Source organism: Patescibacteria group bacterium (assembly GCA_041653535.1).
Classification (GTDB): domain Bacteria; phylum Patescibacteriota; class Patescibacteriia; order JACRDY01; family JACRDY01; genus JBAZFH01.
This window is the reverse complement of sequence record JBAZFH010000002.1, coordinates 1-14,391: the sequence shown is the minus strand read 5'-3', so window position 1 is coordinate 14,391 and position 14,391 is coordinate 1. Positions and strand designations below refer to the sequence as shown.

Genomic DNA, 14,391 nt, shown 5'->3' with positions numbered 1-14,391 from the left:
ACAAACGGTTTTTAACCAAAAGGAGGATTGACGTTGAAACTTGAAACAATCGCGCGTCTCACGCGACAATATCATCTGGAGTTGCAAAAAAAGATTGATGAAAGAACAGCAAGGCTAGGACAGGCAAAAAATTTGAATTTAAAAATATTGCAAGATTTGGTCGCGATTATCGATGAGTTGGAACAAGCGGTCGCCGGTTTGAAAGCCGCACGGCAAGCTAAAAAAATATTGCGACCGGATAGGGTCGTGCAAATCAAAAGAGAGATGTTTGGTCCTGTTATGGTTGGAAAGGCATTGCCAGATTTTCAGCAGGTGTTGTTGAAATTTGGTTTTGTCCAGGGATCTTTGTGGGCTATTGGAATTTATACCGAAGAACAACTTGCCGACCACAAAAGTGATGAGTAAAAACATTGTTAAACCGTCTTAATCGACGGTTTTTTTGTAGATTTGGAATAGCCGCACTCTCATAGATCTTTCATTTTAAAATCGTGAAAAAATACGGTACTAGCACGGAAGTAGTTTTTACTTTCGTGATTGAAAAGCGGGTTTTAAACCTGTTTTTATGTTGACAAAAAATAATTAATATGATAATGTTGGCAATCAACGATTTTTGAAAAAATAACCATTAAAACGGAGGAAATAAATGAATACTCTGATCCTTTGTGTCGTGACGGCTTTTTTCTTTGCATTATGGCCGTCGCTAGCCAGGTTTGCTTCGGCATCCCCGGGCTGGTTGGCGGTATTGATGTCTCTTGGTACGGCGACCACCGCTTCTTTTGGCATGATTACGAGTAAATATCTTGCCGGCGACGGTCTGCCGAAAAGCAAAGCAGCTTTGATCATTTTTGTCGCCGGTCTAGTCAACGGCATCGGTATGTTAGCCTACACCAAGATGATCAGCTCACCCAGTGTTGAGCTGTCCAAATTTGTGCCGATAGCGGCAGCGCTGGTGCCTGTTTTCGCAATGCTTATCGCGGTCGTTCTGTTTGGTGATCCGATCACTCTCAAAAAAATCGCCGGGCTGACGCTAGCCTGTGTCGCGGTTTTTCTGCTTAGCTAGAAGGAAGGAGGGACTACTGATGTTTGGTCTGGTCGTTCTCATTTTGTATGTAATCGTCGGAGCGATAATTGGTTTGATCTACACGGTAATAACCGGCGGTGGCGGTTACGTTTTTGGTTATTCGGTCATGCTTGGGCCGATATGCCTGTTCTTGCTGATCGTCACTCTGGAAATGCGTCTTTCGGTTAAAGGATTAAAGAATCGTTTCGGGCTGCGGCTGTTCAGGCTGCGACTGTACCATTATGCCTTTCCGGTCCTACTGACATACTTTAGTCTGCCGGTCATCTTCAATGGTCTTTCTATTGTTTTTAATTGGGTGGGATGGCCGCAGATGGCCGGATGGTTCTTCGCTATGAGGTTTTGGTCACTACTGATAGTTGTGGTCAAGGCCTTGGTTATTTTGTTTGCCTACGATACCTATAAAAGTAGATGTCGTAAGCGGTCGACTGTGGTCATTTAACAGCAATTCAACTCATGCCCCGCGGATTGATTTTCGTGGGGTTTTTATGTCTCAAAAAGTTTAGAAAAATTTTATCTTTTCTATGGTTAAATAAAAACGATACTATTAATTTATGATCAATATTGACATATATCATATATGATATATAATAATGACAAGGAATTCGAAGTGGTTTTTTATAGGGCACGATCTAACGGCTATTGTCCGGTTTTAGAGTATTTGAACGGTTTGCCAATAAATCAGAGAGCTAAAATTGTTAAATATATAGACTTTTTGAAAATAAATAAGGGCTACCTAGATGAACCATATTCTCGACACATCGTTGGTAAGATCAGGGAGTTGCGGATTGATTTTGATCGACATCGTCATCGAATATTTTACTTCGCCTTTGTTGATAAAAAATTAGTTCTATTACATGCTTTTTTGAAAAGAACAAAAAAGACGCCAAGAAAAGAAATTAATATAGCGATTAAACGTTATGACGAAGTATTAAGTAGTAAAAAAAATATATGAATAAAACAAAATCGATATCGTTTAGTTTTGAGGGATACCGTCAAGAACAGCTCAAAAATAATGATTTTAAAAAACATTATGATTATTATGGCAAGCAATTGAAAGTCGCTTACCAAATTTTGCAGCTGAGAAAAAATAAAAAAATGTCACAGCTACAGTTGGCTCAGAAAATTGGTACAACTCAAAGTAATTTGGCCAGAATAGAGTCTGGTCGGCAAAACCTTACTACCGGAACTTTAGAAAAGATCGCTAAAGCGTTTGGTCGGGAGCTTAAAATCGAGTTTTGTTAGTAAGTATTAATCATCACGTGCTATAATTTGTTAATGCAAAGAAGTATAGAGCTACAAACAAAGCAGATAAACTATACGCTCAAAAAAAATCCACGTTCGCGGCATTTACGGCTGGTGGTTCGTTGTGACGGTCTGGTCGCTACTATGCCACACTGGATGGGTGAAGACGTTGCCGAGAGTTTTATTCGACAAAAAGCTGATTGGATTTTGGAAAAATTGGCATTGGTTAAAACTAGGGCTGTTGTGCAAAACAGTAGACGTGATTATTTGGCGAAAAAAGAAATTGCCCGTGAACTGATAGCAAAAAAGTTAGATTACTTTAACATTCATTATAATTTTACTTTTACTCGAGTAGCGATTCGCAATACCAAAACCAGATGGGGTAGCTGTAGTCGTAGCGGCAATTTGAACTTTAATTATAAAATATTATATTTACCGGAACATTTGTTTGATTATATTGTCGTTCACGAGCTGTGTCATTTAGAGCAGTTAAACCATTCGCCAAAGTTTTGGCGGCTGGTTGCCGAAGCAATACCGGGTTACAAAGCAGCTCGACGGGAGCTCAGAAAAACTTGGTCTCATTATTAATATTTTTATAACTTTATGTCTACACTTATTATCGACATCGAAACAATTGGTGAAGATTTTGATTCACTAGACAAAACTACTCAAGAAAATCTGACCCGTTGGATCAAAAAGGAGTCTTCCGACGAAGGCGACTATCGGGTTATGCTCGATGGGCTAAAAAGCGAGCTTGGCTTTTCACCGTTGACCGGAGAGATAACCGCTATTGGTGTTCTAGATTTAGAGCGCGACAAAGGCGCTGTTTATTTCCAAGCGCCAGGAGAGAAGTTAGAAAATTTTGAAGAAAACGGTATCAAATTTATCCCTTCAAGCGAAAAAGAAATGCTGGAAAATTTTTGGCGTGGCGCAGCCGAGTACAATGAGTTTGTTACTTTTAACGGGCGGAGTTTTGACGTGCCGTTTTTGATGATCCGTTCGGCGGTTAATGAAGTTCGTCCTAGTAAAAATTTGATGTCCAACCGTTATCTCAATCTGCAAAAAGATAATGCTAAACATGTCGATCTTTATGAAGAGCTGAGCTTTTATGGCGCGGTTAGGCGCAAAGGCAGTTTGCATTTATGGACCAGAGCTTTTGGTATCAAAAGTCCCAAAGCTGATGGAATAACCGGCGACGACGTGGCTGGACTTTTTAAAGCCAAAAAGTTTGTTGATATTGCCCGTTATAACGTAGGTGATTTGTATGCCACCAGGGAATTGTATAAAAAATGGAAAACGTTTTTAAAATTTTAAGTATGGAATATTTTGATATTTTGGACAAAGACGGTAATCCGACCGGTCGAATAAAGCCGCGCGACGATGTCCATCGCGACGGTGATTGGCATGCCTCAACCCATCTTTGGATTATTAACTCCAAACAAGAATTGTTAATTCAAAAAAGATCGCCGGAAAAAGAATCTCATCCCAATCTTTGGGATATTAGTAGCGCCGGTCATGTGCCGGCTGGTACTGATATAATTACTTCTGCCGTTCGCGAAGCGGAGGAAGAGCTAGGCATAGACGTTGACCCTAAAAAAATGGAGTTTTTGTTTCGTTTGCCAGTACAAGCGGTTTTAAATAACGGCACTTTTATTAACAATGAATACAACGACGTTTTTTTAACGACCATGGACGTTGAGACCAAAGACATGACTTTGCAGTCAGAAGAAGTGTCGGAAGTAAAATTTATTCCTTGGCGAGAATTGGAGAAAATTATAGCTGCCGGTGACTTGGGGTTCGTAAAACACGCTGAGTACGTGCCGCTTTTTAAATTATTACATCAAAGGTTTGACCGTGTAGGCTAGCTATTTTTATTTTTTTGGGGTATAATATGTTTATTAAATAAAAACAAATAACATCATTTTATAGTTTACATTTTTAAATTTATGCCTAAAACCAAAACAAAAAAACCTTTAACAACAAAGAATCTCTTGGCTTCTAAAAGATCAGAAATTTTTTATTCGGTTGCCAAAAAGGCGAAATATCAATGCAGCTTTTGGATGCCTTTGTTGTTAACTGCAGCAACGGTTCTTTTTCTTGTGTCGTTTGTTATGTTTTGCTTTGTCAGAATAGAGACGAAAAATCAAGCTATGGTTTATACATTTTCCGCAGTCAAAGTTGCTGATCAGGACGAATTGATAAAAACGCAAGTACAAACCGCGGTAAGCATTTTGGATGGTATTTATGCCAAAGTGATGGCGGAAGAAATGGAAGAAGAAACAGCAAAAAAGTTGGCGGCTGATATTTTAAGAAATTTACGCTACGGAAAAGACGGTCAGGGATATTTTTTTGCTGATACGGTAGAAGGTATAAATATCGTTTTGCCGACTAATTTAAGCGTTGAGGGTACTAATCGTATAGACGCAAAAGTAAATGGTGTTTTTCATGTTCGTGAGATTATTAAATCCGGTCAGAAACCGGGCGGGGGTTTTACTGATTATTATTTTGTCAAACCCGGTGGAACCGTTCCTCTGGCGAAACGTTCTTATAGTTTGGAATTTAAACCATTTGGTTGGATAATAGGGACGGGATATTATTTGGAAGACGTGGTAACTAGCAATTATAAAAACGGTTGGAGTGCGGGTAGTAGCTGTGGTTTTTGTAGCGGCAAGATGATGAGATGGTGGTAGTTACAACGTAACATAATAACGTAGCGACATAATAACAAAGGGAAGCAGTAGTAATTTTTTATTGTGTTGTTATGTTTTTTTGTTTTATGATACAATCTCGCTTAATTATTAACCACTAATTACTAATCACTAATTATGCCTCAGCTTCACGAAGTGTTTAAACGACTTGAACAGAACAAAAAACAGCGTAACGAAATAAAATCGGTTTATCGGCAGGAGCTCGCTAATTCCAAAACTTATCAAGAGTTATTGGATAAAATAAAAGAATTGCGAGAGCGTAAGAAAAAGATAGAGCAGGATGTTAAATCCGAATTGCGCGGTGATTTGGAAAAGCTGTCTTTAATGGAGCTGGATATTAAGACTGACAAAGAAATGCTGAGCGATATGGCGCTTAACCAGTTGGTCCGCGGCGAAACAATAAAAGTGACTGATGATTATGAAAATGAGTACGAACCGATTTTTTCTGTTCGATTTCGTAAAATTGGTTAGAAATAGTCTGTGAGTTTTGCAATTTTTTTGGCTCTTTTTATTAAGTAAAAAGATAATGGCTTTGTGTTGCCGCATTTTTACGTAGCAGGTTTTTTGTTTATTTGGTATTATTAAAGCGTTTAAAATATTTAATAAAACAAACTTATGAAACCAGTAAATACTCCGGAAAATCGAGCTAAATGTATTTGTGGCGACTGCCCGCTTTATAATCAGTGTACCGAAGAGAAAAAAGAAATGCTGTATTGTGCTGTCGGAAAATCAACTTGTGATCTAGACGCTTCCAAGCCTTGTATCTGCGGCAGTTGCCCGGTTTATGCGGAAAACGATTTAAGTGGCGGGTATTTTTGTATCGATGAGATAAAGTAATTATTGATTAATAATTGGGTATGAAAAAAATCCACATTTTGGTTTTGTCAGTTGTTATTATGTTTGGTTTTATTGTTGCAGTTGACGCTCACCAGCCGCGATTGGTCTATCCGCAACGGATTACTTCAGAAAATCCAGTGATTATCACTCAGCCAGATGTTTCGCAGGCTTTTTACGGTGAGCTAAAAGGAGCGCCTGATTATTATCGAGTAACAATTAGTGAGCCAATGGATTTTTATTTTAGTCTGTTGGTTCCAGATCTTCCGGAGATTAAAAAAGATATTTCGGCTAATCTGATAACCATAGTCACTGGCGAGATAACCAATGTTTTGATGGGACTGGAAAATGAGTGGAACAAATATTATGAAGAATACGCTGGCGATAACTACTGGCAGGGACCAAAACAAACCGTTTCTTTACCAAAAGGATCTTACCGCATAGAGGTTTTTGCTCCGCAAAATGCAGGAAAGTACGTTTTGGTTGTCGGACAAAAAGAATCTTTTCCAATCGGAGAGTCTTTAGCTACTCTGGTAAATTTGCCTAGGCTAAAAATGCAATTTTTTGGTGAAAAGCCGTTGGCATTTTTTAACGGTAAGATAGGAAAAGCGGTTGGTATTATTTTGGTGGTGCTGGTTGTTTTGATCGTGGTTGTTATTTTGGCAGTAAAGAAGATAAGAAATAGAAAAAAATAAAAAATAAAAATATGAAGCAGGTTACCAAGCATTTAATTTTAGTACTTTTGATTTTAGCTATCATTTTGTTTGCCGTTTATTATTATGTCAGTGTTTCCCGAACAGAAAGACAAGAAATTTTCGTTGCTTCCGGCCACCCGGAGTGGGCGCCGATTATGTGGCAGCAGCAGGGAAGAATTGTTGGTGCTGGCCCTGATTTGGTTACTAAGATTTTTACCGATTTGGGCGTCAAAATAGAATCAAAATACACTGGTCTATGGGATATGGTTCAACAAAAAGCCAAGGTCGGGTCAGTTGATGTTTTGGTTGCTGTCTATAAAACAGCGGAAAGAGAAACTTATATGGACTATTCCATTCCTTATACTACCGATCCAATTGCCGTGGTGGTCAAAAAAGGCAGTGATCTCAAATACAATCAGTGGGAAGATTTGGTCGGTAAACTGGGGGTACTGACCGTAGGTGATAGTTACGGTCAGGAGTTTGACGATTTTGCTGCTGCCAAGCTGAGTACAATTCGGGCTAATAGCGCTATCGAGGCAGTAAATTCCCTGGAGGATGGATCAGCCGATTATTTTGTTTATGCTCTCTACTCGGCAGAGAGAATGATTGCCAAAAACGGTTTGCAGGACAAAATAGAAATTTTACCAAAGTATGTGGCAGAAGAAAATTTTTATGTTACTATTTCCAAAGTTTCACCATTGGCTAAATATTTACCAGAGATAAACAGCTTGATCAAAAAATACAAAGCCGATGGTACAATCGATCAAATGATTTTGGAAAATAAAGAGTTGTACAAAGAACAGATAATGAAATAGCACTAAGTCGAATTTTTGGTTACCAAATATGTCTATCACCCAAAGTTTACTTGATTTATTTACGAGTATTATCGCTACTGCCGGTTATGGCGGCGTGATTTTTTTAATGATCTTGGAAAGCATGGTGATACCGGTACCGTCAGAAGCCGTTATGCCATTTGCCGGATTTCTTTGGTTTTCGGGGGAAATGAGTTTTTTGCCGATTGTTTTTTTTGCAACACTGGGTAGTATTATCGGGTCACTACTTTCTTACTATATTGGATATTACGGTGGTCGCCCACTGGTAATGCGCTTTGGTAAATATTTACTACTCAATGAACATCACCTTGATGCAACAGAAAAGTTTTTCGCTCATTATGGCGATAAAGCGGTTTTTGTCAGTCGGTTTATTCCGGTAGTGCGACATTTGATTTCTCTGCCAGCAGGGATCGGTAAAATGAATATTTGGAAATTTGGTGTTTACACTGTTGTTGGTGCCAGTCTTTGGAATTCGTTTTTGGCATATCTTGGGTATTATCTTGGTTCGCGCTGGGAGGAAATCAGGAAGTTTAGTGAAGTGTTGGATATTATTATTGTTATAGTTTTGGTGGTTTTGATTATTTGGGGGGTTACAAAATTAAGAAGGAGGTAGTAAATAGGATGTAGCAAGTAGGGGAAAGACGGGATAAAGCCCGTTTTTTTTGTTTAATATTGAAAAAAAACTGACAGCGCGCCGTTCTCAATAACGTGCCCAGGGGGCGTGTCGAACCGATAGGCTTCGCGATGGCTAATTTGGTTTTAGGGTGTTAAAATAAAATTGACTCCCCAACTACTAACTACCAACTACTAACTACCATTTTTATGAAAACCCTAGTCATTTATTATTCCCTCGACGGCAGCACTCGCCTGATCGCCGAGGCAATCGCCAGTACAGTTGGCGCTGATATTTTGGAACTAAAGCCGAAGAAAGAACTAAATAGCAAAAGTCCTTTCAAATATCTCTGGGGTGGTCGTCAAGTGGTGATGAAAATCAAGCCAGAAATATTACCGCTAGAAAAAAATCCGGCTGATTATGAAATGCTTTTTATGGGTACCCCGGTTTGGGCTTGGAACTACGCTCCACCATTAGCTACATTTTTTGCTCAAAATAAATTTGCTGGAAAAAAGGTAGCGCTGTTTTGTTGTAATGGCGGGCAAAAAGGCAAAACTTTTGAAAACATGAGAAAGGAGTTGGCCGGCAACCAAATTTTGGGCGAAATAGAATTTTTTGAACCGCAAAAAAAAGACCCGCAAGGTTCAACTGCCAAAGCTTCTGTCTGGGCGACTGAAATTAGCAGTTCTTAGGTGTTTTAGAAGCGAATATTTTAGCGCCACATTTTGATATCGTGGGGCTTTATTTTTTGCTCAAAATTAGATAATATACCAATATATGAAAACGGTTGAAGTAAAGGGGCAAAATAAGTTTTTTTGGACGGTACACGCCAAAGAAAAGATGCAATATTACCGACTTTCCCCATCCCGGATTTTGCGCGCCTTTCATCATCCCGCGAGAGTCGAAGATGGCGTTGCGCCAAAAACCACAGCTTTGATGCAGCCATTAACCCCTAAACACACCTCGGAGATATGGCTAATGTACCAGCACGATAAAGCAAAAGGGACTAATACGATAATTTCGGTTTGGAGATATCCAGCCAAAAGTCCTACTGGTAAAGCAATTCCTATACCAGAAGAAATACGCAAGGAATTAAATATTAAAGTTATAAAATAAAAAATTTTGCCAGGAGGTGGGCAGGTTAACTAATAACTAGTAAATCATATGACAAAAGAGACGCCTTCTTCAAAGCCAAGTGAAACAGGGCTAAGGGAAAATTTAGGTTTTTCCCCTGATATTTGGTGGACGCAACTTGTACACGATCTCGAAGAAAATAACCGTCGGCAGGAAGAATTACTGGCGACAATCAAGCAGCGAGTGACTGAAGCGGGAGCTGCCGAAATAACCACGGAAGAAGCGGAGATTTTAAGAAGAGCCAGAGTGGAAATTGCTAATTTGAGTAGACTTCTCGGAGACGCTTTTACTTTTTTTAACCGTGGAGGAAAAAGACCAGAAAAAATGAATTAGTTTTTAGTGATAAGCGAAAATGGCGATTAACGTTAAGAAAGAAGTCGAATATCTAAAGCGACGGTATGAACGGGTGGGCAACAAAAAAAGAGCCGCCTGGGATAAAAACTACTGTCGCAGTATTTTTAAGTTTTACGGAGTCAAAGGTGATGATGTCAAAAAAATAATAAAGCAATTTATCCAAAAAAACAAAGAGTTGGACAAAAAAGACCTTTGGCTTTTAGTTCGGGTTTTATGGGAGTCTGGTTACCATGAGTTACGCAGCACGGCCGTTAATCTTTTACGTGGTTACCTGAAAAAACTTGATTATTCCGATCTGCCGGCAATAGAAAGACTGTTGCGTCAAGCAATTAATTGGGATCAGATTGATGAAATAGCAGTGCATTTAGTTGGTCCAATTTTAGAAAAAGACCAAAGGGCTTTTAGCTATTTAAAAAAATGGAGTATTGATAAAAATTTTTGGATTCGTCGCGCGGCTTTACTTTCGCAGTTGTTTCTTTTCCGTAAAAAACAGGGGGATCGGCAGTTATTTTATCGGCTAGCTGTTAAAATGATGGATGAGTCGTGGCAAAACTTTGATTCTTGGGCTGGCAATCATCCGGAGAAAATGGGTCGTTGGTTTATCCGTAAAACCATCGGCTGGGTGCTTCGCGAAATGTCGGAGCGGTGGCCGGAAGAGATATATAATTTTTTAAAAACTAATCGTCATAAAATGTCTTCCCTTAGTTTTCGTGAAGGCGGCAGAAAATTGCCGTTGGAATATCAAAAATTATTAAAAGTATAATCGTGTTATTTATCTTTTTTTGTTATAATAAAAAAAATTTATGCCGAAAATTCGTAAAGTGATTATTCCCGCTGCTGGATCTGGCACGCGACTGCTGCCGGCGACCAAAGCTCAGCCAAAAGAAATGCTGCCGATTATCGACAAGCCGGTTATTCAGTATGTGGTGGAAGAAGCGGTGGCTGCCGGTATTGAAGAAGTGATTATTGTTACCGGCGCGAACAAGCGGGCGATAGAAGATCATTTTGATTACAATTATGAGCTGCAGAATCAGCTACAAAAACAGGGCAAGGAAAAAGAGCGTCAAGAAATAAAAAAAATCGCCGACATGGCACATTTTGTTTATGTCAGACAAAAAGGTCCCTATGGCAACGGTACGCCGATTTTGAACTGCGAATATTTGATAGGCGATGAGCCCTTTGCCGTGTTATGGGCGGACGATATTTTGATCGGCAAAAAACCGAGACTCAAACAATTGATTGAAGTGTATGAAAAATATGGTGATCCGGTGCTAACTGCTATTAAAACCAATAAAGAGGGCACTGGAAAGTATGGTATAATTGATGGTGTAAAGATAGATGAAAATATTTTGCGGGTTAATTCGATACTGGAAAAACCAGGTCCGGAAAAAGCGCCGTCTTTGTGGGCGGCAGTAGGCGGCTATATTCTTACTCCTGACATTTTTCCGATATTGCGAAAAACTAAAATTGGTCGGGGGGACGAACTCTGGTTGGTAGATGCTTTATTCACGCTTTCCAAAAAACGACCAATATACGCTCGTTTGGTAGATGGCGATTATTATGATGCTGGATCAAAACTGGGCTTACTAAAGACCAATATTGCTCTTGGTTTGCAGCGACCGGATATAGCCAAGGATCTTAGAAAATATTTAAAAGGATTAAAATATTAGCTAGCAGTTAGATCGTGTTGCCGCGCCAAGCGTCGCAGGCGAGCTAAAAAACTGATAGCCATAAAACCAAAATATGTTCAAAAATAAAAACAAGAAAGCAAAATTGATGATTTTGTTTTTTCTTTTTGTATTTTTTATTACCGCCGGTTTAGGCTGTCAGGGAGGATCATCTGATACCGCGACTGCCAATAAACCGATAACGCTTAAATTTTGGCGAGTTTGGGATAGCGAAGACGATTTTGGCGATATCATTAACGCTTACAAAGCCATACATCCTAATATTAGTATCGAGTATAAACGGTTTCGCTATGAAGAATATGAAAAAGCTTTGCTTGAAGCTTTTGCTGAAGATCGTGGGCCGGATATTTTTTCCATTAGTAACGGTTGGGTAGGAAAATATGTCAGTAAAATCAGTCCAATGCCTGCCAGTGTTTCCTTGCCATATCCAGTGACAAAATCATATTTAGGTGGTTTGAAAAAAGAAACTACGGTGGAGATGCGTTCTACCAAGATGATAACCGCGGCGCAGCTTCGAGAAAAATTTATTGATGTGGTATATAACGACGTAGTGATGTTGTCCGATAAAACAGCCGAGATTTATGGTCTGCCGATGAGCGTTGATACGATGGTTTTGTTTTATAATAAAGATTTATTAAATAGCGCCGGCATTCCCCAGCCCCCAAGTACCTGGTTGGAATTTCAAGATGATGTGAAAAAAATAACCAAGCAGGATAAACAAGGAAATTTTGTTTATTCCGGCGGTGCTATCGGTACTTCTAGCAACGTAGCGAGGAGTTTTGACCTACTTTCGCTACTGATGATGCAAAACGGAACCAGGATGACAGAAGGAAGTACGGTTACTTTTAACAAACTACCTGCCGGGATGAGCGACCGCAGCGTAGTTCCGGGCGTAGAGGCCTTAACTTTTTATACTGATTTTGCTTATCCAGCTAAAGAAGTGTATACTTGGAATGATCAAATGCCCAATTCGCTTGACGCTTTTATCAGCGGAAAAGTGGCATTTTTCTTTGGATATTCTTATCATTTGAAAGATATTTTAAATCGCGCGCCGAAGCTGAGCTTTGGTTATAGTGCCATGCCTCAAATTGAAGGAAACCAAGCGGTTAATTACGCTAATTATTGGGTGGAAACGGTGGCTAAAAAGTCGAGCAACACGGATTGGGCTTGGGATTTTTTGCAGTTTGCCGCGGCTAATGACAAGCAAGCAAAGACTTATTTGGACAAAACGGAATTACCGACCGCATTGCGTAGTTTGATTAATTATCAGGTGGAAAAAGAAAAGCTGTTGCCTTTTGTCAATCAACTGCTCACTGCCAAAAATTGGTATCATGGAAACGACTTAGGGTTGGCGGAGAATATTTTTAAGGAAATGATTGATTCAGTGGTGCAAGCCCAGGCTTCTCCTGCCGAAGCGCTTGGTCGCGCTATCGGTCGCGTTCAGCAGACAATGTAAATTTTATTTTATGTCAAAAAGCAAAAAAAGAATTTTTATCGGATTATTGATTTTTGTTTTTGTATTTTTAATAGTTCCGGTGGTTTTAGCGCAAGACAATAGCGAAGAACAAACAGAAATAGCCAAACCGCAGGAAGCCTGCAACGATCCGTCTTATGCCCAACCCATTCCTGACGGCATTATGTCCGGAGTGCGCAAGCAATGCGTAGTTTGTGGTAATTGTGACATTTGTGATTTTTTATCTTTAGCCAACAAAATAGCCAAAATAATTTTTGGCAGCTTTGGCGCGGTTGCTTTCGTCGTTTTTATTTATGGCGGTATCAGCTTTATTATTGCTGCCGGTAATCCGGAAAGAATAAAAAAAGCCCGCGGTATTTTAGCCAATGCTCTTATTGGTATAGTAATTATCGTTTTTGCTTGGCAAATCATCCATGTTGTTGTTGTTTTGGCGATTACTCCCACGCAAACAGAAGACGGAGGCAGCCAAGAGTGGAATTATTTAATATTTGGTCAATACGAATGGGATAATCCATGCCGAAATGTAAGCACTCGTAGCGAGGTGTCAACAGATAACCAGTAATGATATTTGATAATAATAAGATCAATAATCAATTATGAACAAAAGAGGACAGCTAATCGTACTATTTAGTTTTTTGTTGGTTTTTGTTTTATTTTTTGGTCTGATTCCCGCCTTTGCCGCGATTAATGATATTACGGACGATCCTAACGGTGGTTTCGCTCCGCAAAAATTTGAGTCATTATCAAATTCTGATGAATTTCCTCGCGCCGAGGGAGCGGATATGGAAGATCTGGGTATTAACAGTATTATTGCGACAGTGGCAAAGTCTATTATCGGCGTGGTGGGAGCAGCAGCGTTTATCATGTTTGTTTACGGCGCTTTCCAGATGCTTTTTGCGCAAGGTAATGAAGAAAAGATAAAAAAAGCAAAAGGCACTTTGGTTTGGTCGATCCTTGGGTTAGTTATAGTCTTTTTAGCCTATGTTTTGGTAAGTTTTGTCATGCAGACCATTGTAACTTCTACTGGTCAGTAGACCTTGTTAATAATTACCAGATAATTGGCTGTTTGTGGTTAATTTACTTGACTATTAGTGAAAAAAAGTTTTATAATATAAAAAGAACTCGGCGACAATACTGTTAGAAATAACTAAATTTAAATAAACTTTTAAGTGATAAAAAGTTATGCTGAAAAAAAACGTATTTAAAATCGCTAGCCTAGTCCTGATGCTTGGCTTGGTCATTATTCCCCAATTTGCTTTTGCTCTTGAGGCGGAAGACCTGGGTCTAAGTTACGGCGCTGCTACCGGTTTAACCAGCACAGATATTCGTACCACTGTTGCCAACATTATCAACGTCGCTTTGGGACTTCTGGGTATTCTCGCCGTTGCCATTATCTTGGTTGGCGGTTTCAAATGGATGACCGCTCTGGGTAACGAAGATAAGGTTTCCGAGTCCAAGAAGTTGATTGCCGCCGGTGTTATCGGTTTGGTTATTATCATCACCGCTTACGCCATCGCCGCTTTTGTTATCAATTCATTAGTAAACGCTACAGCATAATTTTAATTTAACTTTAAATAAATTAAGAATTAAGGCTAACCAAAATTCTTATGAAAAAAAACGTATTTAAAATCGCTAGCCTAGTCCTGATGCTTGGCTTGGTCATTATTCCCCAATTTGCTTTTGCTCTTGAGGCGGAAGACCTGGGTCTAAGTTACGGCGCTGCTACCGGTTTAAC

General features: G+C 39.4%; 23 protein-coding genes. All 23 read left to right on the top strand.

Going from position 1 to position 14,391, the window contains the following annotated elements; genetic code table 11:
* Positions 1-33 precede the first annotated feature (33 nt).
* Positions 34-405, top strand: coding sequence for a hypothetical protein (locus tag WC310_01880; GenBank protein ID MFA5358555.1), 372 nt, complete (start codon positions 34-36; stop codon positions 403-405).
* 238 nt (positions 406-643) lie between these two features.
* Positions 644-1,060 (top strand): EamA family transporter, encoded by a 417-nt coding sequence (locus WC310_01875; GenBank protein MFA5358554.1) that lies wholly within the window; start codon positions 644-646, stop codon positions 1,058-1,060.
* 19 nt (positions 1,061-1,079) lie between these two features.
* Positions 1,080-1,520 (top strand): hypothetical protein, encoded by a 441-nt coding sequence (locus tag WC310_01870; protein ID MFA5358553.1) that lies wholly within the window; start codon positions 1,080-1,082, stop codon positions 1,518-1,520.
* Between the two features lie 138 nt (positions 1,521-1,658).
* A complete protein-coding gene (locus WC310_01865; protein MFA5358552.1) occupies positions 1,659-2,033 on the top strand; it encodes a type II toxin-antitoxin system RelE/ParE family toxin in 375 nt (124 codons plus the stop codon).
* Positions 2,030-2,323, top strand: a complete 294-nt coding sequence (locus tag WC310_01860) for a helix-turn-helix transcriptional regulator (protein MFA5358551.1) — start codon at positions 2,030-2,032, stop codon at positions 2,321-2,323. The genes WC310_01865 and WC310_01860 overlap by 4 nt, the downstream gene beginning before the upstream one ends.
* Before the next feature lie 33 nt (positions 2,324-2,356).
* Positions 2,357-2,911, top strand: a complete 555-nt coding sequence (locus WC310_01855; protein ID MFA5358550.1) for a M48 family metallopeptidase — start codon at positions 2,357-2,359, stop codon at positions 2,909-2,911.
* 15 nt (positions 2,912-2,926) lie between these two features.
* Positions 2,927-3,637: a ribonuclease H-like domain-containing protein gene (locus WC310_01850; GenBank protein MFA5358549.1), complete on the top strand. Its 711-nt coding sequence runs from the start codon at positions 2,927-2,929 to the stop codon at positions 3,635-3,637.
* On the top strand, positions 3,613-4,188 hold the full coding sequence (locus WC310_01845; GenBank protein ID MFA5358548.1) for an NUDIX domain-containing protein: 576 nt from the start codon (positions 3,613-3,615) through the stop codon (positions 4,186-4,188). The genes WC310_01850 and WC310_01845 overlap by 25 nt, the downstream gene beginning before the upstream one ends.
* An 81-nt stretch (positions 4,189-4,269) precedes the next feature.
* The gene (locus tag WC310_01840; GenBank protein MFA5358547.1) at positions 4,270-5,013 is read left to right on the top strand and encodes a cache domain-containing protein; all 744 of its coding nucleotides are present in this window, start codon (positions 4,270-4,272) and stop codon (positions 5,011-5,013) included.
* Between the two features lie 135 nt (positions 5,014-5,148).
* Positions 5,149-5,502 (top strand): hypothetical protein, encoded by a 354-nt coding sequence (locus WC310_01835; protein ID MFA5358546.1) that lies wholly within the window; start codon positions 5,149-5,151, stop codon positions 5,500-5,502.
* A 144-nt stretch (positions 5,503-5,646) separates the two neighbouring features.
* Positions 5,647-5,868 carry a DUF2769 domain-containing protein gene (locus WC310_01830; protein ID MFA5358545.1) on the top strand — a complete coding sequence of 74 codons (222 nt, stop codon included), beginning with the start codon at positions 5,647-5,649 and terminating at the stop codon, positions 5,866-5,868.
* Between the two features lie 20 nt (positions 5,869-5,888).
* Complete coding sequence (locus WC310_01825; protein MFA5358544.1) at positions 5,889-6,560, top strand: hypothetical protein; 672 nt, start codon at positions 5,889-5,891, stop codon at positions 6,558-6,560.
* Between the two features lie 11 nt (positions 6,561-6,571).
* A complete protein-coding gene (locus tag WC310_01820; GenBank protein MFA5358543.1) occupies positions 6,572-7,375 on the top strand; it encodes a transporter substrate-binding domain-containing protein in 804 nt (267 codons plus the stop codon).
* Positions 7,376-7,403: 28 nt separating this feature from the next.
* Positions 7,404-8,006 carry a DedA family protein gene (locus WC310_01815; protein ID MFA5358542.1) on the top strand — a complete coding sequence of 201 codons (603 nt, stop codon included), beginning with the start codon at positions 7,404-7,406 and terminating at the stop codon, positions 8,004-8,006.
* A 209-nt stretch (positions 8,007-8,215) separates the two neighbouring features.
* Positions 8,216-8,698, top strand: a complete 483-nt coding sequence (locus WC310_01810; GenBank protein ID MFA5358541.1) for a flavodoxin — start codon at positions 8,216-8,218, stop codon at positions 8,696-8,698.
* 85 nt (positions 8,699-8,783) lie between these two features.
* Positions 8,784-9,122, top strand: coding sequence for a hypothetical protein (locus WC310_01805; GenBank protein MFA5358540.1), 339 nt, complete (start codon positions 8,784-8,786; stop codon positions 9,120-9,122).
* 48 nt (positions 9,123-9,170) lie between these two features.
* Positions 9,171-9,473 (top strand): hypothetical protein, encoded by a 303-nt coding sequence (locus WC310_01800; protein MFA5358539.1) that lies wholly within the window; start codon positions 9,171-9,173, stop codon positions 9,471-9,473.
* Between the two features lie 19 nt (positions 9,474-9,492).
* Positions 9,493-10,257: a DNA alkylation repair protein gene (locus tag WC310_01795; GenBank protein ID MFA5358538.1), complete on the top strand. Its 765-nt coding sequence runs from the start codon at positions 9,493-9,495 to the stop codon at positions 10,255-10,257.
* Between the two features lie 40 nt (positions 10,258-10,297).
* A complete protein-coding gene (locus WC310_01790; protein MFA5358537.1) occupies positions 10,298-11,164 on the top strand; it encodes a UTP--glucose-1-phosphate uridylyltransferase in 867 nt (288 codons plus the stop codon).
* Positions 11,165-11,237: 73 nt separating this feature from the next.
* Positions 11,238-12,638 carry an extracellular solute-binding protein gene (locus tag WC310_01785; protein MFA5358536.1) on the top strand — a complete coding sequence of 467 codons (1,401 nt, stop codon included), beginning with the start codon at positions 11,238-11,240 and terminating at the stop codon, positions 12,636-12,638.
* A gap of 10 nt (positions 12,639-12,648) precedes the next feature.
* Positions 12,649-13,218: a pilin gene (locus WC310_01780; protein ID MFA5358535.1), complete on the top strand. Its 570-nt coding sequence runs from the start codon at positions 12,649-12,651 to the stop codon at positions 13,216-13,218.
* A 34-nt stretch (positions 13,219-13,252) separates the two neighbouring features.
* Positions 13,253-13,690, top strand: a complete 438-nt coding sequence (locus tag WC310_01775; GenBank protein ID MFA5358534.1) for a pilin — start codon at positions 13,253-13,255, stop codon at positions 13,688-13,690.
* A 148-nt stretch (positions 13,691-13,838) separates the two neighbouring features.
* Positions 13,839-14,213 (top strand): hypothetical protein, encoded by a 375-nt coding sequence (locus WC310_01770; protein MFA5358533.1) that lies wholly within the window; start codon positions 13,839-13,841, stop codon positions 14,211-14,213.
* Positions 14,214-14,391: the final 178 nt, after the last annotated feature.